This is a genomic window from Luteibacter sp. TLI7-4A (assembly GCF_056754745.1).
Genome location: NZ_JBPGWO010000001.1, coordinates 3,667,911 through 3,687,500, shown reverse-complemented (window position 1 = coordinate 3,687,500; position 19,590 = coordinate 3,667,911). Strand labels below are relative to the sequence as shown.

General features: G+C 67.2%; 17 protein-coding genes (1 of these 17 cut by a window edge). 8 read left to right on the top strand and 9 right to left on the bottom strand.

The window, feature by feature from the left end; translation table 11 throughout:
* Together ACR9Y6_RS16180 and ACR9Y6_RS16175 are read left to right on the top strand one after the other, a co-directional pair.
* A protein-coding gene (locus ACR9Y6_RS16180) for an OapA family protein (protein WP_481282215.1) crosses the window boundary here: on the top strand, positions 1–1,299 show its 3' portion. The gene continues 156 nt to the left of window position 1, outside the view; the window shows 1,299 of its 1,455 coding nt (coding positions 157–1,455); its start codon lies off the left edge, out of view; its stop codon occupies positions 1,297–1,299.
* 15 nt (positions 1,300–1,314) lie between these two features.
* Positions 1,315–2,421 (top strand): anhydro-N-acetylmuramic acid kinase, encoded by a 1,107-nt coding sequence (locus tag ACR9Y6_RS16175; RefSeq protein ID WP_481282745.1) that lies wholly within the window; start codon positions 1,315–1,317, stop codon positions 2,419–2,421.
* A gap of 193 nt (positions 2,422–2,614) precedes the next feature.
* Here ACR9Y6_RS16175 and ACR9Y6_RS16170 read toward each other — a convergent pair whose 3' ends face one another.
* From ACR9Y6_RS16170 to ACR9Y6_RS16160, 3 genes are all read right to left on the bottom strand, one after another.
* The gene (locus ACR9Y6_RS16170; RefSeq protein WP_481282214.1) at positions 2,615–2,923 is read right to left on the bottom strand and encodes a hypothetical protein; all 309 of its coding nucleotides are present in this window, start codon (positions 2,921–2,923) and stop codon (positions 2,615–2,617) included.
* 80 nt (positions 2,924–3,003) lie between these two features.
* Complete coding sequence (locus ACR9Y6_RS16165; RefSeq protein ID WP_481282213.1) at positions 3,004–4,308, bottom strand: AmpG family muropeptide MFS transporter; 1,305 nt, start codon at positions 4,306–4,308, stop codon at positions 3,004–3,006.
* Positions 4,305–5,075 (bottom strand): exodeoxyribonuclease III, encoded by a 771-nt coding sequence (locus ACR9Y6_RS16160; protein ID WP_481282212.1) that lies wholly within the window; start codon positions 5,073–5,075, stop codon positions 4,305–4,307. Before ACR9Y6_RS16160 ends, ACR9Y6_RS16165 begins: the two co-directional genes overlap by 4 nt.
* A 45-nt stretch (positions 5,076–5,120) precedes the next feature.
* Here ACR9Y6_RS16160 and ACR9Y6_RS16155 point away from each other — a divergent pair, with 45 nt between their 5' ends.
* The 3 genes from ACR9Y6_RS16155 (at position 5,121) to ACR9Y6_RS16145 (ending at position 7,034) form a co-directional block, all read left to right on the top strand.
* Positions 5,121–5,621, top strand: a complete 501-nt coding sequence (locus tag ACR9Y6_RS16155) for a GNAT family N-acetyltransferase (protein ID WP_481282211.1) — start codon at positions 5,121–5,123, stop codon at positions 5,619–5,621.
* Positions 5,622–5,630: 9 nt separating this feature from the next.
* A complete protein-coding gene (gene pyrE, locus ACR9Y6_RS16150) occupies positions 5,631–6,278 on the top strand; it encodes an orotate phosphoribosyltransferase (RefSeq protein WP_481282210.1) in 648 nt (215 codons plus the stop codon).
* Between the two features lie 99 nt (positions 6,279–6,377).
* Entirely contained in the window at positions 6,378–7,034 is a 657-nt protein-coding gene (locus tag ACR9Y6_RS16145) for a DUF4124 domain-containing protein (protein ID WP_481282209.1), read from the top strand.
* 16 nt (positions 7,035–7,050) lie between these two features.
* Here the strand turns inward: ACR9Y6_RS16145 and ACR9Y6_RS16140 are convergent, their stop codons facing one another.
* Genes ACR9Y6_RS16140 through coaBC form a run of 3 tightly spaced genes read right to left on the bottom strand, consistent with a single transcriptional unit; the run spans position 7,051 to position 11,060 of the window.
* Positions 7,051–9,369, bottom strand: a complete 2,319-nt coding sequence (locus tag ACR9Y6_RS16140; RefSeq protein WP_481282208.1) for a phosphomannomutase/phosphoglucomutase — start codon at positions 9,367–9,369, stop codon at positions 7,051–7,053.
* Between the two features lie 27 nt (positions 9,370–9,396).
* Entirely contained in the window at positions 9,397–9,852 is a 456-nt protein-coding gene (gene dut / locus ACR9Y6_RS16135) for a dUTP diphosphatase (protein WP_306848862.1), read from the bottom strand.
* The gene (gene coaBC, locus ACR9Y6_RS16130; RefSeq protein ID WP_481282207.1) at positions 9,849–11,060 is read right to left on the bottom strand and encodes a bifunctional phosphopantothenoylcysteine decarboxylase/phosphopantothenate--cysteine ligase CoaBC; all 1,212 of its coding nucleotides are present in this window, start codon (positions 11,058–11,060) and stop codon (positions 9,849–9,851) included. Before coaBC ends, dut begins: the two co-directional genes overlap by 4 nt.
* Positions 11,061–11,272: 212 nt before the next feature.
* On the opposite strand from coaBC, the gene radC reads away from it, so the two are divergent.
* From radC to ACR9Y6_RS16115, 3 genes are all read left to right on the top strand, one after another.
* A complete protein-coding gene (gene radC, locus ACR9Y6_RS16125) occupies positions 11,273–11,959 on the top strand; it encodes a RadC family protein (protein ID WP_481282206.1) in 687 nt (228 codons plus the stop codon).
* A 1,412-nt stretch (positions 11,960–13,371) separates the two neighbouring features.
* Complete coding sequence (gene argS / locus ACR9Y6_RS16120) at positions 13,372–15,060, top strand: arginine--tRNA ligase (RefSeq protein ID WP_481282205.1); 1,689 nt, start codon at positions 13,372–13,374, stop codon at positions 15,058–15,060.
* Complete coding sequence (locus ACR9Y6_RS16115) at positions 15,060–15,812, top strand: SPOR domain-containing protein (RefSeq protein WP_481282204.1); 753 nt, start codon at positions 15,060–15,062, stop codon at positions 15,810–15,812. Before argS ends, ACR9Y6_RS16115 begins: the two co-directional genes overlap by 1 nt.
* A 91-nt stretch (positions 15,813–15,903) precedes the next feature.
* On the opposite strand, the gene ACR9Y6_RS16110 is transcribed toward ACR9Y6_RS16115, so the two are convergent.
* From ACR9Y6_RS16110 to speA, 3 genes are all read right to left on the bottom strand, one after another.
* On the bottom strand, positions 15,904–16,566 hold the full coding sequence (locus ACR9Y6_RS16110) for a hypothetical protein (protein WP_481282203.1): 663 nt from the start codon (positions 16,564–16,566) through the stop codon (positions 15,904–15,906).
* A gap of 93 nt (positions 16,567–16,659) precedes the next feature.
* Positions 16,660–17,520 carry an NAD(P)-dependent oxidoreductase gene (locus ACR9Y6_RS16105; protein WP_481282202.1) on the bottom strand — a complete coding sequence of 287 codons (861 nt, stop codon included), beginning with the start codon at positions 17,518–17,520 and terminating at the stop codon, positions 16,660–16,662.
* Positions 17,517–19,418: an arginine decarboxylase gene (gene speA, locus ACR9Y6_RS16100; RefSeq protein WP_481282201.1), complete on the bottom strand. Its 1,902-nt coding sequence runs from the start codon at positions 19,416–19,418 to the stop codon at positions 17,517–17,519. Before speA ends, ACR9Y6_RS16105 begins: the two co-directional genes overlap by 4 nt.
* Positions 19,419–19,590: the final 172 nt, after the last annotated feature.

The following is a 19,590-nucleotide window of genomic DNA, read 5'->3' as shown; positions in this document are numbered from 1 at the left end:
ATCCTTGCCGGCACCGCCTTCCTCCTCGTCATCCTGTCGGCCCTGGTGATCCCTGCCTGGGCGGGCGCCATGAAGAAGCAGTCGCTCACCACCGCCATCCCGGCCGTGCATGCGGTGGTACCGCTCGCCGTGCCGAAGATCGATCCCGCCTCGATCAAGCCGGTCGTTCCCGAGGAAACCTGGCAGACCGTGCAGGTGCAGCCCGGCCAGACCCTCGCCGACATCTTCGTCGCCCAAGGTCTTTCGATGACCGACCTGCAGCACGTCATCGACGGAGCGGGTGGCACGAAGGTGTTTCACCAGATCAAGCCGGGCCAGGAATTCCAGTTCCTCGTCGATGGCGATCATGTCCTCAAGGGCGTGCGCTTCGACCAGGACGAAGCGACCATCGCCACGCTGCGACTGGATGGCGCTTCGCCCCAGCTCACCACGCAGAAGCGTGACGTGCAGCGCCGTGAGCACATCGCGCACGGGCTGATCGACAGCTCGCTGTTCGGTGCGGCGTCGAAGGCCGGCATGAGCAACGCGATGGTGCTCAAGCTCGCCGAGGTGTTCAAGTTCGACATCGACTTCGTGCAGGACCTGCGCGTGGGCGACAACTTCACCGTCATCTACGACGATGTCTACAGTGACGGAGCCTTTCTTCGCGAAGGCGATATCGTCGCGGCGGAATTCGTGAACCAGGGCAAGCGCTACACCGCCTACCGCTTCAAGAACAGCGACGGCAAGGTCAGCTACTTCAGCGAGGAAGGCCGTCCGCTCACTGGCTCCTTCCTGCGCATCCCCGTCGACTTCACCCGTATCTCCTCTCAGTTCAGCGCCGGTCGCATGCATCCGATCCTCGGCAAGATGCGCGCGCACAAGGGCGTGGATTACGCGGCGCCCTCGGGCACGCCCATCCACGCGGCGGGCGATGGCGTCGTGAAGTTCCGCGGCTGGATGAACGGCTACGGCAACTTCGTGGTCATCCAGCACAACGCCACGATCAGCACCGCCTACGGCCATATGTCGCGCTTCGCCAACCTGCGTGTCGGCCAGCGCGTGAGCCAGGGCAGCACCATCGGTTACGTCGGCATGACCGGCCTGGCCACCGGTCCGCACCTGCATTACGAATTCCGCGTCAACAACGTGCAGCGCGATCCGCAGACGGTCACACTGCCGAAGCCCGAGCCGCTGCCGGCGGCTCAGTTGGCGAAGTTCAAGAAGGAAGTGGTCGGCCCGCAGCTCGCCCGCCTCAACCAGGTGGACAGCAACGTGAAGCTCGCGCGTAACGACGCCGACCAGCACAGCGCGGACTGATCCGTGGCATCCACCATGGATGGCCTCTACCTCGGGCTCATCTCGGGCACCAGCGCGGATGGCATCGACGCCGCGCTGGTTCGCTTCACCGACGGCCACCCCAGTCTTCTCGCCGGATTGACCCACCCCTGGAACGATGCGCTGCGCACGCGCATCCTCGCCGTGGCGCAGGATGAACTTCGCCTCGACCTCGATGCCTACGGGCAACTCGATGTCGCCGTGGGCCATGCCTTCGCGGACGCGGCGCAAGCCGTCATCGGCGCGGCGGGCGTCGCCGCCGGCGACGTGCGCGCCATCGGCTCGCATGGCCAGACGATCCGACACCGGCCCGGCGGAGAGTTCCCTTTCACCTTGCAGATCGGTGATCCCTCGGTGATCGCCGAACGCACCGGCATCGACACTGTCGCGGACTTTCGCCGGGCCGACGTGGCCGCCGGTGGCCAGGGCGCACCCCTGGTTCCGGCCTTCCACGCCACCGTGCTGCGCCCGGAGCACGGTGCGCGCGTGGTGCTCAACCTCGGCGGCATCGCCAACGTCACCCGGTTGACCTCGACCGGCGAAGTCACCGGTTTCGACACCGGCCCCGCGAACGGCCTCATGGACGCGTGGACTCTTCGCCACCGCGGCGAATCCTTCGACCGTGGCGGCCTGTTCGCTGCGTCGGGACAGGTGGACGAGTCATTGCTCGCCGAACTTCTCGACGACGCCTATTTCGCCCTGCCGCCGCCCAAGAGCACGGGACGCGAACACTTCCACCTGGCCTGGCTGGACGCGCACCCGCGCGTCACCGAGTTGTCGCCCGAAGATGTTCAGGCCACCCTGCTTGCGCTCAGCGCGGTATCGGTGGCGGAGGCGATCGAACGCCACGCTGCCGACGCGGTGGACGTGGTGGCTTGCGGGGGCGGTGTGCACAACACCGCGTTGATGCACGCCATCGGTGCACGGCTGGAAGGACGGCCCTTGCTGGCGAGTTCGGCGTTCGGTATCGATCCCGACGTCATGGAAGCGATGGCGTTCGCATGGCTGGCATATCGGCGCGTGCGTGGCGAGCCGGGCAACCTGCCGGCCGTGACGGGGGCCCGGGGGCCGCGCCTGCTGGGGGCGTTGTACGCCGCTGCCTGATCGGCCGCCTTGCTGGTGGCTTTCTGTGGAGCCGCTTCTGTCTGTGGAGCCGCTACTGTGGGAGCCGCTTCAGCGGCGATAGGTGCTTGCCTCAGTCTGGCCCGCTGCCGCGGGATCGCCGACAAGGTCGGCTCCCACAAGGAACTCGGCCCAGGAAACCTGGTGGGCTTGCCAGAACGATCTGGAGGGTTTGCTAGAACGATTCGGTCGATTTCACCGAGCGCGACGCAGCGTCGGCCAGGGTCGACGGCGAGGCCTGGGCCAATGCCGAGAGGGCTTCCTGGAAGGCCGCCTGTTCTTCCGCGTCCCACGCGCCGGTCAGGTGCGCGATGTCGCCGGGTTCGAGCAACAGCTCGTTGAACACGTCGCCGGGACTCAAGCCGAGTCCATAGCGCAATGCGTGCAGGATCACCTCATTGATCGACCAGCGTCGTTCGCGCGCGAGCGTTTTGATGCGCTCGGCCATCTGCTCGTCGATGTGCCTCACAACGATATCTGGCACGTGCGTCACCTCCTCGCGCATGCCCCCTGTGGCGGCGATATTACACAGTTTTGCTCGCTTGCGAAGATAGGTCGTCCGGCTTATCCCGCCTCGGCGGGACGCGGCATGCGGCGCCACAAGAGGGCGAGCACGATCAGGGTCGGGACGATGGAAACGGTGCTGACCACGAACAGGGACGCATAGCCGGAGTCCTTCACCAGGAAGCCCGACAGCCCCCCGATCAGCTTGCCTGGGAGATTGGCCAGCGCGCTCAGCAAGGCGTACTGCGTGGCGGTGAAACTGCGGTTGACCAGGCCCGACATGAAGGCGACCAGCACCGGGCCCGCAAAACCTTGCGCGAAATTGTCTCCCGAGAGAGTCGCCACGAAGGCCCATGTCTGGCCCGGGTTGGCCGCCATGATCAGGTAGAGCATGTTCGAGAGCGCCACGCCGATGGCGGAGACGACCAACAGCCGGCGCATCTCGAAGCGCGTCACGGCCCAGCCGCCCAGCAAGGCGCCGACGATGCCCACGATCACCCCGTAGACCTTCGACACCTCCGCGATCTGCGTCTTGCTGAAACCCGCGTCGAGGTAGAACGGATACGCCATCACCCCGAGCATCTGGTCGGGGAGCCGGAACAGCGCGACGAAAAGCAGCAGTCCCAACGCCAGGCCCAGGCCGTAGCGGGAAAGGAAGTCGCGGAACGGCCCGATGAAACCCTCCTGCACGGCCACGCGCAACGGCACGCGCTCGCGCACGCGGTGCTCCGGTTCGCGTGCGACCAGGACCGTGATGAAAGGGATGACCAGCAGGGCGCAGATGGCGACATAGCCGCCTTGCCAGCCGAAGGCATCCGCCACCAACAGGATGCCGGCGCCGCCTGCGATCAGGCCGAAGCGATAGCCGAGGGTATACGTGGCCGCGAGGGCACCCTGCGCCTCCTGTGGCGCGATCTCCACGCGATAGGCATCCACGACGATGTCGATCGTCGCCCCCGCCAGTGCGGCGACGCCGGTCACGACCATGAAGCGCGGAAGCGACACGTCCGGCGGCATCGCCGCCATCCCGAGCAGGCCGGCCGCCAGCAGCAACAGGGCGAACATCAGCCAGCCGCGGCGCAGGCCGAGCCGGCCGAACAGCGGCAGGCGGAACTTGTCCACCAGCGGAGCCCACAGAAACTTGAAGTTGTAGGCGAAGGTGACGTAGCTGGCGATGCCGATGGCACCGTAATCCACGCCCGATTCCTTCAGCCAGGCCGACAACGTGTTACCGACCAGCAGGAACGGCAGCCCGGACGCGAGACCGAAGAACAGCATGGTCACCGCCCCCGGCTGGGCGAACGCGGCGGCTATGCCACGCAATCCCTTGTAACGGACCGCTCCGGTCCCGGCCGCTTCGCTCACTCCGCGTAGTCCACGATGTAGGGGGCATGGTCGGAGAAGCGCTCGTCACGATAGATCGAACAATCGCGCAGGCGTTCGCGCAGGCCCGGCGTAACGATCTGGTAGTCGATACGCCAACCCACGTTGTTCGCGCGGGCCTGTCCGCGGTTGGACCACCAGGTGTATTCCACCGCGTCGGGCTTGATGGCGCGGAAGCTGTCCACCCAGCCGATGTCCTTGAACAGCAGGTCGAGCCAGGCGCGCTCCTCGGGCAGGCAACCGGAATTCTTCTGGTTGGACGTCCAGTTCTTGATGTCGTTCTTCGTGTGCACGATGTTCCAGTCGCCGCACAGCACGTAGTCCCGCCCGCTCGCGGCCCATTCGCGCAGGATCGGCGTCAGCCACTCCATGATCCGGAACTTGTACTGCTGGCGTTCGTCGCCGGAGGACCCGGAGGGGATGTAGAACGAGACCACGCTGAGATTCCCGTAGCGGGCCTCGATATAGCGTCCCTCGCAATCGAAGTCTTCCCTGCCCAGCGAAACGCGCACCTCATCGGGCTCGCGCCGGGAGTAGATCGCCACGCCGCTGTATCCCTTCTTGCTGCGTGCATCGTGATAGAAACAATGATGGCCGTCCGGGCGGAACATCGGATCGGTGAGCTGCGATTCCTGCGCCTTGGTCTCCTGCAGGCAGACGACATCGGCATCCTGTTTGCGCAGCCACTCGAACACGCCCTTGGTGGCGGCGGAGCGGATACCGTTGGCGTTCAGCGAAATAATGCGCATGGGACCTTGATCGGGTGTTCGGCGATCCGTGCATCATAACCTCCTATGAATCCATCCATTCGCGTCCTTCCCGTCGACGAAACCCTGCGTGCCGCCGTGCTCGCGCTCGACGTCCATCCCGACCAGCGGCCCTTCGTCGGCCATACCCGTGACTCGCTCGCCGACGTGGCCGTGTGCCCCGGCAGCGAGGCGCTCGCCTTGCTCCACGGCGACGCGGTGGTCGGCTACGTCCGCATCGACCGGCGGGCCTCCGCGCTGGCGGATCATCCGCTGGCCCCCGGAGCGGTGGCACTGCGCAGCTTCCTCATCGATGCCCCGAGGCAGGGCCAGGGCCTGGGCCGCGCCGCCCTGGATGCGATCCACGCGTACGTCGCCGGTCGCCATCCGGATCGCGAGCGGATCCTCCTCACCGTGAACGTGCGCAATGAAGCGGCGCTACGTGCCTACCAGCGCGCCGGCTATCGCGACAGCGGCGGGTTGTACCATGGAGGCAGCGCGGGACCGCAGTACGTGCTGTGGTATCCGCTTGGCCCTTCGATCGACTGAGAGATTCCCGTGCACGACTACCAGCGCGAATTCATTGAACTCACCCTCGCCCGAGACGTGCTTCGCTTCGGCGACTTCACGCTGAAATCCGGCCGCAGCAGCCCCTACTTCTTCAACATGGGCCGGATCGACAGCGGCGCCGCGCTCGCCCGCCTCGGCCGCGCCTATGCCGCCGCCGCCGTGCGCTCGGGCGTGCCTTTCGACATGCTCTTCGGACCGGCCTACAAGGGCATCGCCCTGGCCGCCGCCACCGCGATCGCCCTGGCCGATACGCAGGACCGCGACCTGCCGTGGGCCTACAACCGCAAGGAAGCCAAGGACCACGGCGAAGGTGGCACGCTGGTCGGCGCCCCCTTGCGGGGACGCGTGCTGATCGTCGACGACGTGATGACCGCCGGCACCGCCGTGCGCGAGTCACTGGAGCTGATCCGGTCCCAGGGCGCCGAACCGGCCGGCGTGCTCATCGCGCTCGACCGGCAGGAGCGCGGCCAGGGCGAACGCTCGGCGGCCCAGGAAGTCGCCGCGCAGTTCGGCATCCCCGTCATCGCCATCGCCACGCTGGCCGATGTCCTCACCTACGCCGACGAGCGGCCGGAGCTGGCGGCGGAACATGGCCGCCTGCTCGCTTATCGGGAGCTCTACGGCGTGAAGGCGTGACCTGAAACAGCGACTGCGTCACGCGATCCGCGCGATGTGCCGGTCCCGCACAACCTGTGGCCGCCCGCTGGCTATACTCCGCGCACAGGAGGGGAACCCATGCGAGCAGCGCGTTACATCCTGGCGGGGGCGGCACTGTGCATCGGCACGGCCGCTTTCGCCCAGAAGAACACCGCCAACAACAACGCCTACCGCTATCGCTGGAAGGACGCCTCCGGGCAGTCGTACTTCAGCGACAGCCTCACGTCCGACGCGATGAAGGCCGGATACGACGTGGTGAACAGCCAGGGCATGGTCGTGCGTCACGTCGACCGCCAGCTCACGGCGGACGAACGCGCGGCGGCCCGCAAGGTCGCCGATGCGCAGGCGGCGGCCCAACAGGCGCAGCAGCAGCGGCAGCGTGAAGACGCGCAGATGCTGAACGCCTACCCGGACGAAGCCGCGTTCGCCGCCGCGAAGAACGCCGAGGTCGACAATTTCGAACAGGCCGCGCGCACCACGCGACTGAACCTGCAGGGCCAGGAGAAGGCCCTGGCCGACCTGCTCACTCGCGCGGGCGACCTGGAGCGGGCCAAGCAGCCGGTGCCGAAGTACCTCAGCGATCGCATCACCGAACAGCGCAACACGGTCGCCTCCCTCCGGGCCACGCTACAGCGCCAGCAGACGGCCAAGGACACCGCCAAGACGAACATGGAAGCGCAGCTTCGCCACTATCGCGAACTGAAGGCGGCGGACGCCGCGAACGGCGGCCGCTGACCGCGGCAGCCTCGCCTCAGAACGGCAGGGCCAGATGACGATCCACCGCCAGCAGTCGCAGGCGGAAAACCTGCTTGATGCGCTCCAGCGCCTTGCCGTTGTCGGCATCGAAGCGGAAGACCAGCGCGGGTGTCGTGTTGGACGCCCGCACGAGGCCCCAGCCATCGGGCCAATCGACACGGATGCCGTCGATCGTCGTCACGCGGGCGTCGTCGAAGGTCGCGGAGGCGCGGAACGCCTCCATGAAGCGGAACGGCGCACCCTCATCCATCGACAGCTTCAGCTCCGGCGTGGAGACGCTCTTGGGCAGGCTGTCGAAGAGCTCGGCGACGCTGCGCTCCTCCAGGTCGCCCGCGACGATTTCGAGCAGGCGTGCCGCCGCATAGATACCGTCGTCGAAACCATACCAGCGGTTGTTGTCGGCGAAGAAGAAGTGGCCACTCATCTCACCGGCCAGCGCCGCGCCGGTCTCGCGCATCTTCGCCTTGATCAGCGAATGCCCCGTGCGCCACATCAGCGGTACGCCCGCGGCCTCCTGGATCACCGGGCGAAGGTGCCCGGTGCATTTCACGTCGTAGATCACCGTGGCGCCCGGGTTTCGCGCCAGCACATCCTGGGCGAACAACATGAGTAACCGGTCGGGGTAGATGATTTCGCCAGCCTGGGTGACCACGCCGAGCCGGTCGCCGTCGCCATCGAAGGCAACGCCGAGATCGGCGCCCACGGTGTGCACCGCGGCGATCAGGTCGCCGAGATTGCGGGGATCGGATGGGTCGGGATGGTGATTCGGGAAGCGGCCGTCGACATCGCAGTACAAGGGAATCACCTCGCAGCCGATGTCCTCCAGGACCCGGGGCGCCACCAGTCCGGCCACCCCGTTCCCGGCATCGACCACGACCTTGAGCCGGCGCTCGGCGGCCACGTCGCCGGCGATGCGCGAAACGTAGGCCTCCACCACCGGTTGCTCGCGCCAGGTTCCGACGCCGTCCGACGGCAGCCGATTCTCCACGATGCGCCGGTGCAGGTCGGCGATGGCGTCCTCGGCGAGTGTCTCGCCGCCGATCACGATCTTGAATCCGTTGTGGTCGGGAGGATTGTGGCTGCCGGTCACGGATACGCCGCAGCCCGTGCCGAAATGATAGGCGGCGAAATAGACCAGGGGCGTCGGCACCATGCCCAGGTCGATCACGTCGATGCCGGCCGCGCGCAGGCCGTCCGACAGCGCACCCGCGAGTTCCGGCCCCGACAGCCTGCCGTCCCGGCCGATCACGATCTCACGCAGGTCGCGTTCGACCATCGACGCGCCGATCGCCTGGCCGATGCGGTGGGCCACACCGGAGGTCAGCGCGCCACCGGCGACGCCACGGATGTCATAGGCACGGAAGATGGAGGCATCCACTTCCTCCAGGGCACTCACCGCCAGGCGTGGCGGTGCCGTCGCGGTCGACGGCGCCGGTGGCAGGCGTGGCTTGCGTGCCACGTCGGCCACCAGCACGGGCTCTTCCGGCTCGGGTTCCTCGGCCACGACCGGCCGACGGCGCAGGGCCCAGAGGAGGAAGGCGCCGCCGCCGAACCCGACCAGGGCCAGCAGGACGGCGAGCGCCTCGGAGTGGGGAATGACGATGAAGGCGCGCGGCATCGCCGCGAACACGTATAGCGACGTACCCGCCACGCGTTGCCCCCCGGCCTCCAACTCGGCGGAACGGGAACCGTGCGAAAGCAGCGACAAGCTGTCGTGCCCGTCGCCCTGGCGCAGTTCGATACGCCCCGCCCCCGGCGAAGCGGCTTCGAACCGCGTCGCCACGTCGTCGAAGGGATATTCGAGCCAGATCCATGCGCGCACACCGCCGTCGGCGGCAACGGGTTCCACCATGGTCAACCGGCGCTCGTTGCCGTGCAGCGAGGTGGAAGCGGGTGGTGTCTCGCTGGCCCCCAGCGCGGCCATCAGCTGGGCGGCCTTGGCATAGCCGAATTCGCGGTAATTGGCGCGCACGACCTCGTCCAGCCCGCCGCTGTACACCTCGACCGCATGGACACCCTTCAGCTGCGCGCGCAGCCGTTCGGCCATCGCCACGCGATCGTCGGTCGCCCCGGCGAGGGCGAGCGAGCGCTGTACCTGCTGGCGCTTGCCGGCGATCAGGTCGTCCAGCGCCTTGACCGTCTGCCGCTGCGCCGCCCGCGTCCGCTCGGCCGCATCGCCTTCGTCGGCGATCAACCAGGCCTGCCATGCGGAGAACGCGCCGGCGACCAGCAATACCGTCGCGCCCACCAGGGGCAGCAGACGTCGCAGATCGATCCGGAGCGCATGCCCCGCCCCTCCCTCTTTCCGAGCCATGGTGCCCCTTGTGTCCGTCTCGACCGATCAGCCGATACCGGTGGAACCGAATCCTCCCTCGCCCCGCTGCGAGGGGGTGAATCCGTCGACGACGCGCAACCGCGCCCGTCCCACCGGTACCAGCAACAATTGCGCAATCCGGTCGCCTGGCGCGATGGTAAGGGTCGCGATCCCGCGGTTCCAGCAGGAAATCATCAGCGGCCCCTGGTAATCGGCGTCGATCACGCCCACCAGGTTGCCCATCACCAGGCCTTGCTTGTGTCCTAGCCCCGAACGCGGAACGATCAGAGCACACCATGCCGGATCGCCGATGTGAATGGCCATGCCGGTGGGCACCAGCAAGCTTTCGCCCGGCGCCAGCGTCACCGGTGCCTCCACCGCCGCACGCAGGTCCATGCCGGCGCTACCCAGCGTGGCGGGTTCGGGGAGGGGGATGGAGTCGCCCAGGCGGGCGTCGAGGATCTTCAGTTCGATGTCGATCAAGGCGGGGTTCCGGAGCCGGAGAGGAATCGTTCCGCGATACGCGCGACCAGGCGGCGGGCCAGTTCGGTCTTGGGCATCTCGGGCAAGGTGTCGTCGCCATCGCGCCAGTAGACGTGCAGGGCGTTGTCGGCCACTTCGAAACCCTTGCCGCCACCCACTTCATTGGCCGCGATCATGTCGATGCCCTTGCGCCGGAGTTTTTCCTGGGCATACGCGGCAAGCGCACTGGTTTCCGCCGCGAAACCAACCAGGAAAGGCCGCTTCGCCCGGGCCGCCAGCGCGGCGATGATGTCCGGGTTTTCGGTGAGTTCGAGCCGCAACGGCGCTCCGTCGGCCTTCTTCAGTTTGTGGGCCGAGGCTTCCAGCGGGCGGTAGTCGCCGACCGCGGCCGCGCCGATGTAGATGTCCGCGGCGGAGGCCTCCGTGAGCACCGCCTCGTGCATCTGCCGGGCACTGCGCACATCGATGCGGTGTACACCGTGCGGCGTCGGCAGGGAGACGGGACCCGCCACGAGGGTCACCGTCGCACCGGCATCGCGCGCGGCGGCGGCCACGGCAAAACCCATGCGACCGGAACTGCGATTGCCGATAAAGCGCACCGGATCGATGTCCTCGTAGGTCGGACCCGCGCTGACCACCACCGTGCGCCCGCGAAGCGGCTGCTCGCCGAACGAGGCGACCAGGATGTCGCGCAACTCGTGCGGTTCCAGCATCCGCCCGGAGCCGATATCGCCGCAGGCCTGGTCGCCGTCCGCCGGACCGAGCACGCCCACGCCACGCACGCGCAGCGTGCCCACGTTCGCCTGCACGGCCAGGTTGGCCCACATCTGCTGGTTCATCGCCGGGGCGACATAGACCGGCGCCGCCGTGGCCAGGACCACGGTGGAAAGGAGGTCGTCGGCGAAACCGTGCGCAAGCCGTGCCAGGGTGTCGGCGCTGGCCGGCGCGATCAGTACGCGCTCGGCCCAGCGCGCCAGTTCGATGTGGCCCATGGCGGCTTCGCCCTGCTCGTCCCACAGGCTCACCCGCACGGGTTGCCCGGAAAGCGCCTGGAAAGTGGTGGGCGTGACGAAATGCGTGGCGCCTTCGGTCATCACCACGCGCACCTCCGCCTCGAGGTCGCGCAGCCGGCGCACGAGTTCGCAGACCTTGTAGGCGGCGATACCGCCGGTAACGCCAATCAGGATGCGACGCTGGCGAAGAGTCATGACGAAACGACGCTGTTCGGAAGACACGTTAGCTTAACGGATTTCCGTCGTACGACCGGCGCACGATTTTTCAGAATCGTTCTATCGTCAGGCACCCGCCGCAACTCTATGTTGTAGGTCTCGCCGCGACTCCGTCGGCAAGACATCAAGGTAGACCGATGAAGCACGGGCCCGACCGTCCCTCCCCCGTCCGAGATGCGCCGATGGCGCCCGTGACCTTCCGGCCCCGGCCCATTCGCCAATGGGCTTCCCACGACCGGCCCCGGGAGCGGTTGCTCAGCCATGGCGCCGCCGCGCTATCCGACGCCGAACTGCTCGCCGTCCTGCTAGGTAACGGAAGCGCGGGCTGCGATGCCGTGGCGACCAGTCGCGCCCTCCTTTCCTCGGCGGGCAGCCTGGGCAAGCTGCTTGCCGATCCCGGCCATGTGGCGCCGGTGACCGGCGTGGGCCCGGTGAAGCGGGCACGCCTGATGGCGACGCTGGAGCTGGCGCGGCGCGCCCTGGGCGAGGGGCTCGTCGACCTGCCCCGCCTGGAAAGCCCGCGCGACAGCGCCCAGTACCTCCGGGCGAAGCTGTGCCACCTGCCGTACGAGGTGTTCGCCTGCCTGTTCCTCGACACCCGGCACCGCGTCCTCGCCTACGAGCAGTTGTTCCGCGGCACCATCGACGGCGCCAGCGTCTACCCCCGCGAGGTGGTCCGCGCGTGCCTCCGGCATCACGCCAGCGCCGTCATCCTGGCCCACAACCACCCTTCAGGCGTCGCCGAGCCCAGCCGGGCCGACCGCGACATCACCCGAACCCTCGTGGATGCGCTCGGCCTGATGGAAATCCGCGTGCTGGACCACATGATCATCGGCCAGGGCGAACCCGTCTCCATGGCCGAGCGCGGCATGCTGTGAGCAAAAAACGCTCGCCACATGCCGCACCCGGGTGGGAAACGGGCTGGCCCGCGAGCCAAAAAAAGTTCTTCACGTATTTCCGGGGTTCGCCTGGTGTGGGCTCGGCTTCGCCCTCGCATTCGCCGTGTGCGTGGCGGGGGAGCTGCCGGGCGCCACCCTCGGCGCGACGGTAGTCGCCGTCCCTTGGGCAAGGATGCCGCTGGCGCGGCCGTGTCTGATGGCTGGCGCCCCTTCGGGCTCGGACGGTCGGGCGGGGGTTTCCGATTCGCCCTCCTGGCTCAGCGGAAACGATCGGCCGTCCTGGCCGATCCCCTACGGGCCTTCTCCGCCCGCCCGTCCTCGGCTCCTAATGTCGCGCCGAGGGTGGCGCCCGGCAGCTCTCTCGACCCTGGGGTGGGTGGGAAGGAAAGAGCACCGCTCGTCGCGTGTCGCTTGCCGCCCCCGGGTGGGAAGCGGGCTGGCCCGCGAGTCCTCGATCCCTCCGCTGGCGAAGGAGGCGTTGCACTGATCGGGCGAGGCTTGTCACCGCTCGATTGGTTGCGATGCACGGCTTCATTCGCTCGAAACAGGGTGGCGCATCGCGGGCCAGCCCGCTTCCCACCCGCGTGAGGGTGTTTCACACGGAGACGGCATTCGTCCGGGAACGGCAGCTCCTCAGGTAAACGGCGTTGCTTTTGTCGCACGCCCCCTCCGTGCCTGGGAGAGCCGTCGGCCGTCACCCTCGTCGCGACGTGTGGAACCGAGGAGCGACGGGCGAAAAGGCCCGTCAGGGGGCCGGCCTGGATGGCCGGCCGTTTCCGCCGAGCCATGGAAGGCGAGTCGGAAACCCCGCCCGGCGCGACGGGCGCGACGGGGCGCCAGCCATAGAACATGGCCGCGCAGCGGCTTCCCTTCCCGAGCGACGGTGCAACCGGAGCGACGAGGGTGGCGGCCGACGGCTCTGCCTACCGCGCTCCCGGACTTCCGTGAAGAACCAAAAAAAACGGCGCGAGTGCCGCTCGCGCCGTTCTGGGTCACCTTTCGAGGGAGGGGTGGGTAACCCGCCGTGCCTTGGGCCGGGGAGACACCGGGCACGAAACGAATTGTGACGGGGGGCGATGACAGCTCCGTGACGCGTCGCTTCAACACCGATGACGGCCTTGCAAATTCCGACTTATGCACATTGGGCCAAATCCTCACTTGGCCGTCACAGCTGCTGCCAGCACGCAAGTGAATGCCTTAACCTCATGAATAACAACGGGATTAGTTATTACGAATCCATGTCATCATCCCTACCTCGCTGGGGGCCACCAAAAACCGTCGTATTGCCCACAGAGTTATCCACAGGCTGTGGATGATGCGAAACCCGCCACGACCGGCCGGCTCGCCCCTTCTGATAGGATTGCCGGTTCCATATCCGCGCCGCGTATTCCGTGAAACAAGAGCTGAAACAACTCGTCCTGCAGGCCATCGGTGCGCTGCGGGAGTCCGGCAAGCTGCCGTCCGACTTCGTCGCGCCCACCTTCGTCATCGAACGTACCCGTAGCCGCGAGCACGGCGACTTCGCGACCAACGCCGCGATGATGATGGCCAAGACCGCCGGGCGTAAGCCGCGGGACATCGCCACCGACCTGGTCGAGGCGATGCCGGCGTCCCCGTGGGTCGGCAAGGTCGAGATCGCCGGGCCCGGTTTCATCAATTTCTTCCTTGCGCCGGCCGCTTTCCACGCCGAGATCGTCCGCGCCCTCGGCGAAGGCGACCGCTATGGCCGCAACCGGGATGGCGCCGGCCGCACGGCGGGCGTCGAATTCGTCTCCGCCAACCCGACGGGCCCGCTGCATGTCGGCCACGGCCGCGCGGCCGCCATCGGCGACAGCCTCGCCCGCTTGCTGGACGCGGCAGGCTGGAAGGTATTCCGCGAGTTCTATTACAACGACGCCGGCGTCCAGATTGCGAACCTGGCCCTCTCGACTCAGGCACGGGCCAAGGGCATCGCCCCGGACGAGCCCGGCTGGCCGGAGTCCGGTTACCGGGGCGATTACATCGCCGAAGTGGCGCGGGCCTTCCTGGCAGGCGAATCCGTCGAGGCCGATGGCGAGACCGTGACCGCCAGCGGTGACGCCGACAACCTGGACGATGTGCGCCGCTTCGCCGTGGCCTACCTGCGCCACGAGCAGGACCTCGATCTCAAGGCCTTCGGCGTCGGCTTCGACGTCTATTACCTGGAGTCGTCGCTCTACACCGAGGGCAAGGTCGAGGAAACCGTGCGGGAGCTGGTCGCCCACGGCCACACTTACGAGGAAGGCGGTGCGCTCTGGCTGCGCTCCACGGATTTCGGTGACGACAAGGACCGCGTCATGCGCAAGTCCGACGGCACCTACACCTATTTCCTGCCGGACGTGGCCTACCACCGCACCAAGTGGCAACGCGGCTACGAGCGTGCGATCACCGAACTGGGCTCCGATCACCACGGCTCCCTGGCGCGCGTGAAGGCCGGCTTGCAGGCGCTCGACACGGGCATTCCGAAGAACTGGCCCGAGTACGTGCTGCACCAGATGGTCACCGTCATGCGCGGTGGCGAGGAGGTGAAGATCTCCAAGCGCGCGGGCTCGTACGTCACCTTGCGTGACCTGATCGACGAAGCCGGACGCGACGCCACGCGTTACTTCCTGATCGCGCGCAAGGCCGATTCGCAACTGGTGTTCGACATCGACCTGGCCCGTTCACAGAGCAACGACAACCCCGTGTACTACATCCAGTACGCCCACGCGCGCGCCTGCCGCGTGTTCCGCGAACTGGCCGACCGTGGCCTGTCCACCGACCGTGGCAACGGCCTGGCGAAGCTCGACCTGCTCGCGACGGAGCACGAATCGGCGTTGATGGTGCAGCTGTCGCGGTATCCGGAAATGGTCGAGGCCGCGGCGGCCAATCTGGAACCGCACCTGATCGCGCAGTACCTGCGTGAACTCGCGGGCGAGCTTCACAGCTACTATCACGAGCACAAGTGGATCGTCGATGACGCCGACCTGCGCGATGCCCGTCTCGCCCTGGTGGCGGCCACGCAGCAGGTGCTCAGGAACGGTCTGGATCTGCTGGGCATTTCCGCCCCGGAGAGCATGTAATGGCAACACGCAAGAAGGGCAAGGGCCGTCAGGCCGTCCGCAATGGTTCGAGCGGCATGCCGGGCTGGAGTTGGGCGCTGATCGGCATCCTCGCCGGCGCCCTGCTCATGGCTTTCGCGATGCGCGGTACCTGGATGCCGATGATGCACCAGCAGGATGGGCCCGCACCGAATCCACAGGCCACGGCGCAGAAGGGTAGCGACCCTGGCGTCGTCGACCAGCAAGCCGCCGAGCCGGAAAAACCGAAGAAGCCGTCCTACGATTTCTATTCGGTGCTGTCCGAGAAGGAAGTTCGGATCCCCGATGCGGAGATCCGCGCGCAGGCCAGCGCCGAGGCACAGCAGAAGCAGCAACAGGCCACGCAGCAGCAACAGCAGCAAGCCGCCGCCGCGCAACAGCAGGCGGCCGCGGCCCAGCAGGCCCAGGTCACTTCGGCGACCTCGAACCTGCCGAAGGCAACCACGCAGACGGTAACCGCGGCACCCCCGCAGCAGGCACCCGCGGCCACTTCCGCAGGTTCTGGTTATCTCCTGCAGGTCGGCGCGTTCCCGAGCGCGGCGGATGCCGAGGCGCTCAAAGCCAAGCTCGCCTTGCAGGGCTTCGTGGCCAACGTGCAGTCGGTCAAGGTCGGTGCGCAGACATACAACCGTGTACGCCTTGGCCCATTCAAGTCGGCGACGGAGCTGGAAGGCACCAAGCAGCGTTTGCAGTCGGCGGGCATCAGCGCCATCGCGCTGAAAGAAGGCGGTTGAACCAACGCCGCGCTTTCGACGAACACGAAAAGCCCGCCTGGCAAGGCGGGCTTCTTTTTTCAGGGTGCCTACCTACCCCCGGCTAGGGGATTCAGGCCTCTGGAACCGCGTTGTCCGGCAAATCCGTATAGGGCATCGAGAACGAACCCTTTCGGATGATGCGATCGCCGAGTTCCTCACCGGCCGCATCGAACTCGAAGGTGGCATCGACGCGGGTTCGATCGGCATTGAACTTGAGGTCGATCCATCCGCTGTCGGCGTTGAATACGGCGAAGCCGACAAAGGGCGGCGGTGCGTCTATGGGCTCGCCAAGGGCCATCTCCGGCTTGGGCCCCCCGGGTGGCGCCGTGGGCAGCCCGAATTCGTAATGACCGTCGCGCACGTGGGTATCCCCGTTTCTCACCGGAATCGAGAGGATCAAGGCGCGGCCCCTCTCCGTCGGGCCATGTTCGATGCCCAGATAACGCCGGCCATCCAGTTGAAAAACGGATTCGTAGGCGAACGCCTTCGTCGCGACGAACGGCGCACCATTGACCCTCGCCGTGATCAGGCCATCGGCAGTCGCTGCGCGGACGGCACGGTCTTCCTGGGCTTGTATGGCCGACAGCGGGACGGTTCCGGTGGAACCCACATGCACTCGTTCGGTCGCCACGGCATGGAGCGAGGCCGTCAAGAGCGACGCCGCAAGAATGGAACGGGTCAGACTGGGTCGATATTTCAAACGGTGGTCCTCACGATTGGGAGGACTCACCATATTTTCTGCTATCGCGAATCACCATCGGACTGCTCTGAAAATGCCGATCCATTTGCAGCAGGGATGGTGGGAGGCGGACTCGATCGCAATCGTTTATGACGGCCGTTTCAAGCGAATCAGCGCCGAGATATCGTCGTCACCGTAGCCCTGGGCCATCAGTTCACCGAAGTCCGCCAGCGACTGCTCGATGATGGTGCGGTCGGTGCCGGCGTCGGTGGCGATGCCGCGAACGATGCCGAGATCCTTGTGCAGCAGGGCCAGCTTGAAGCCCACCGAAAACTCGTTGCGCAACATGGTCGCGCCGCGCTTGTCGAGGAACCAGTTGCCCGCCGCGCCCGCTGCCAGCGTGGGGATGAGGCGATCCGCTTCGAGACCCAGCGCCTCGCCAAGGGCGAGCCCTTCCGTCACCGCATGGGCGATACCCGCCACCAGCACCTGGTTCACCGCCTTCGTCGCCTGGCCGCTGCCGATGGGGCCCATGTGCGTGATGCGCGCGCCATAGGCTTCCAGCACCGCACGCGCACGCTCCAGCACGGCCGCGTCGCCGCCCACCATGACCGAGAGCTTGCCGTTCTTCGCGCCTTCGACGCCACCGGACACCGGCGCATCGAGGAAATCCGCGCCGACGTCCGCGAGCATGCGCGCCGCCTTCGTGGCCGTCGCGGGCGCCACGGTCGAGTGGTCGACCACGATGGCGCCCTTCCTGAGCGACGGCGCCAGCGCTTCGACCACGCCGATGACATCGGCGTCGGCGCTGACGCAGAGCGCGATGACGTCGCAGGAGGCCGCGATATCCGCGAGGCTTGGCGCCTGGACGCCGAGTTCCTCCGCCAGCGCATCGGCCTTCGCCTGGCTGCGGTTGCCGACGGCGGCCAGCAGGCCCTTCGCGTGGAGATGGCCGGCCATGGGCGCGCCCATCGCGCCCAGTCCGATGAAAGCTGCCCTGAGAGTCATGGTCGTGCCTTGTGTCCTGCGGTTTCCGCGAGATACGTGTAGCCGGTGAGGCCCTTGTCGAGCGACGTCGCCAGCGTTTCCGCCTCGGCACCGGCAATGCCTGCCGCGGCGATGCGATCGGCATAGGCCTGGCGAAGCAACTTCAGGTCGTAGCCCACGTAGTCGAGCATCAGGTCGGTCGTGTCGCCATGGCGGATATGCGCGAACTCATAGCCGTCTTTCGTCGCACGCACGTTCACCGCGTCGGTGTCGCCGAACAGGTTGTGGATATCGCCCAGGGTCTCCTGGTACGCGCCCACCATGAAGATGCCGAGGCGATACGACTCGTCGTCCTTCAGCGGGTGCAGCGGCAGGCTCACGTCCACGCCTTCCGCGTCCACGTAGTGGTCGATGCGGCCGTCGGAATCGCAGGTGAGATCGGCGATGACACCGCGTCGCGTCGGCTCTTCATCCAGCCGGGAGATCGGCACGATCGGGAAGATCTGGTCGATCGCCCAGATGTCCGGCACCGATTCGAAGACGGAGAAGTTCACGAAGTACTTGTCGACCAGCTTCTCGTCCAGGTCGTCCAGGGCCTGCCGGTGGGCACGCTCCGCCGGAAGCAGGCGCGGCCGCACCGCGTTCGCGATGGCATAGAACAGGTCGTCGAGCCTCGCACGATCGCGCAGGTCGAGCTGGCCCAGCGCGTAGAGGGTCTGGCCCTCCGCAAAATGGTGTTGCGCCTCGTGGAAGAGCTCCAGCGGTGGCCGGTGGTCGAGTTCGGCGTGGGTCTCGCGCAGGTGTCGAAGCACCATCGGTTCGCCCTCGCGCGCCGCGGGAATGGCGCCCTGCGGGAGCGACTCCACTTCGCTGACGTTCACCACCATCACCGCGTGGTGCGCCGTCATGGCGCGCCCCGACTCGGTGAAGATCACCGGCGCCTTCATGCCGTGCTCGGCCACGGCCTCGGCCAGGGGCTGGACGATGCTGGCCGCGTACTGTTCGAGGCTGTAGTTGATCGAGTTGTAACTGCGCGAGCGCGTGCCTTCATAGTCCACGCCCAATCCACCACCGACGTCGACGATCTCAAGCGGCACGCCCAGTCGATGCAACTCGACGAAATAGCGGACGGCCTCGCGCATGCCCGCGGCGATGTCGCGGACGTTGGAGATCTGCGAGCCCATGTGGAAGTGCTGCAGCTTCAAGGTGTGCTTGAGCCCCGCGGCCTCCAGGCGCTGGATCAACTCCAGCACCTGGCCGGGGCTGAGGCCGAACTTGCCCTTGTCACCGCCCGTGTTCTGCCACTTGCCGGCGCCGATCGAGGACAGGCGCACGCGCACGCCGAGCAGTGGCTCGACATCCAGCGCCCGGGCCTCGGCGAAGACATGGTCCAGTTCGGACAGCTTCTCGATGACGATGTGCACGCGCAGGCCGAGCTTGAGGCCGATGAGCGCGAGGCGGACGTACTCACGGTCCTTGTAGCCGTTACAGACCACCATGCTGCCCGGCCGCGCGTGGGCGAGTACCGCCATCAGCTCCGGCTTCGAGCCGGCTTCGAGGCCGAAGCCCTGCTCGCCGGCGGCGACCAGTTCGCTGACCACGCCGCGCTGCTGGTTCACCTTGATCGGATAGATGGCCGTGTAGGAGCCCGCGTAGCCGGCGTCGTCGATCGCCTTGGCGAAGGCCTGCTGCAAGCGGGTCAGGCGGTCGGCGAGGATGTCGGGAAAACGCACGAGCAAGGGCAGGCGCAGGCCTTCGGCGGTCGCCTTGGCGACGATGGCGGGCAGGTCGAGCGCCGGGCCTTCGTCGCCGCGGGGGCGCATCAGCAGGTGGCCATCGTCGCCTACGTCGACGTAGCCATTGCTCCAGTGGGGGATCGCATAGGTCAGCTTCGCGCGATCGGTGGTCCAGTTCGTCATGGGTGTGACGATCTCCAAGTGATTGTGACGTGTCCCCGGAAGGGGGCGCGGAACAGTCGCAGCGGCGAACCTTGACCTGAAGCGGGCCTGGCGGCCGGGAGCCTCGCACGCCGCGGGGCCGACCAGACTTTCTTGCTGCGCGCGGCCCGGTGCGGGTACGGCAGGCCGCCTA

Coding starts and splice junctions, on each gene's coding strand:
- ACR9Y6_RS16175 (WP_481282745.1), top strand. CDS start 1,315: ATGGATGGCCTCTACCTCGGGCTCATCTCGGGCACCAGCGCGGATGGC.
- ACR9Y6_RS16160 (WP_481282212.1), bottom strand. CDS start 5,075: ATGCGCATTATTTCGCTGAACGCCAACGGTATCCGCTCCGCCGCCACC.
- ACR9Y6_RS16155 (WP_481282211.1), top strand. CDS start 5,121: ATGAATCCATCCATTCGCGTCCTTCCCGTCGACGAAACCCTGCGTGCC.
- ACR9Y6_RS16145 (WP_481282209.1), top strand. CDS start 6,378: ATGCGAGCAGCGCGTTACATCCTGGCGGGGGCGGCACTGTGCATCGGC.
- ACR9Y6_RS16140 (WP_481282208.1), bottom strand. CDS start 9,369: ATGGCTCGGAAAGAGGGAGGGGCGGGGCATGCGCTCCGGATCGATCTG.
- coaBC (WP_481282207.1), bottom strand. CDS start 11,060: ATGACTCTTCGCCAGCGTCGCATCCTGATTGGCGTTACCGGCGGTATC.
- ACR9Y6_RS16115 (WP_481282204.1), top strand. CDS start 15,060: ATGGCAACACGCAAGAAGGGCAAGGGCCGTCAGGCCGTCCGCAATGGT.
- ACR9Y6_RS16110 (WP_481282203.1), bottom strand. CDS start 16,566: ATGGTGAGTCCTCCCAATCGTGAGGACCACCGTTTGAAATATCGACCC.
- ACR9Y6_RS16105 (WP_481282202.1), bottom strand. CDS start 17,520: ATGACTCTCAGGGCAGCTTTCATCGGACTGGGCGCGATGGGCGCGCCC.
- speA (WP_481282201.1), bottom strand. CDS start 19,418: ATGACGAACTGGACCACCGATCGCGCGAAGCTGACCTATGCGATCCCC.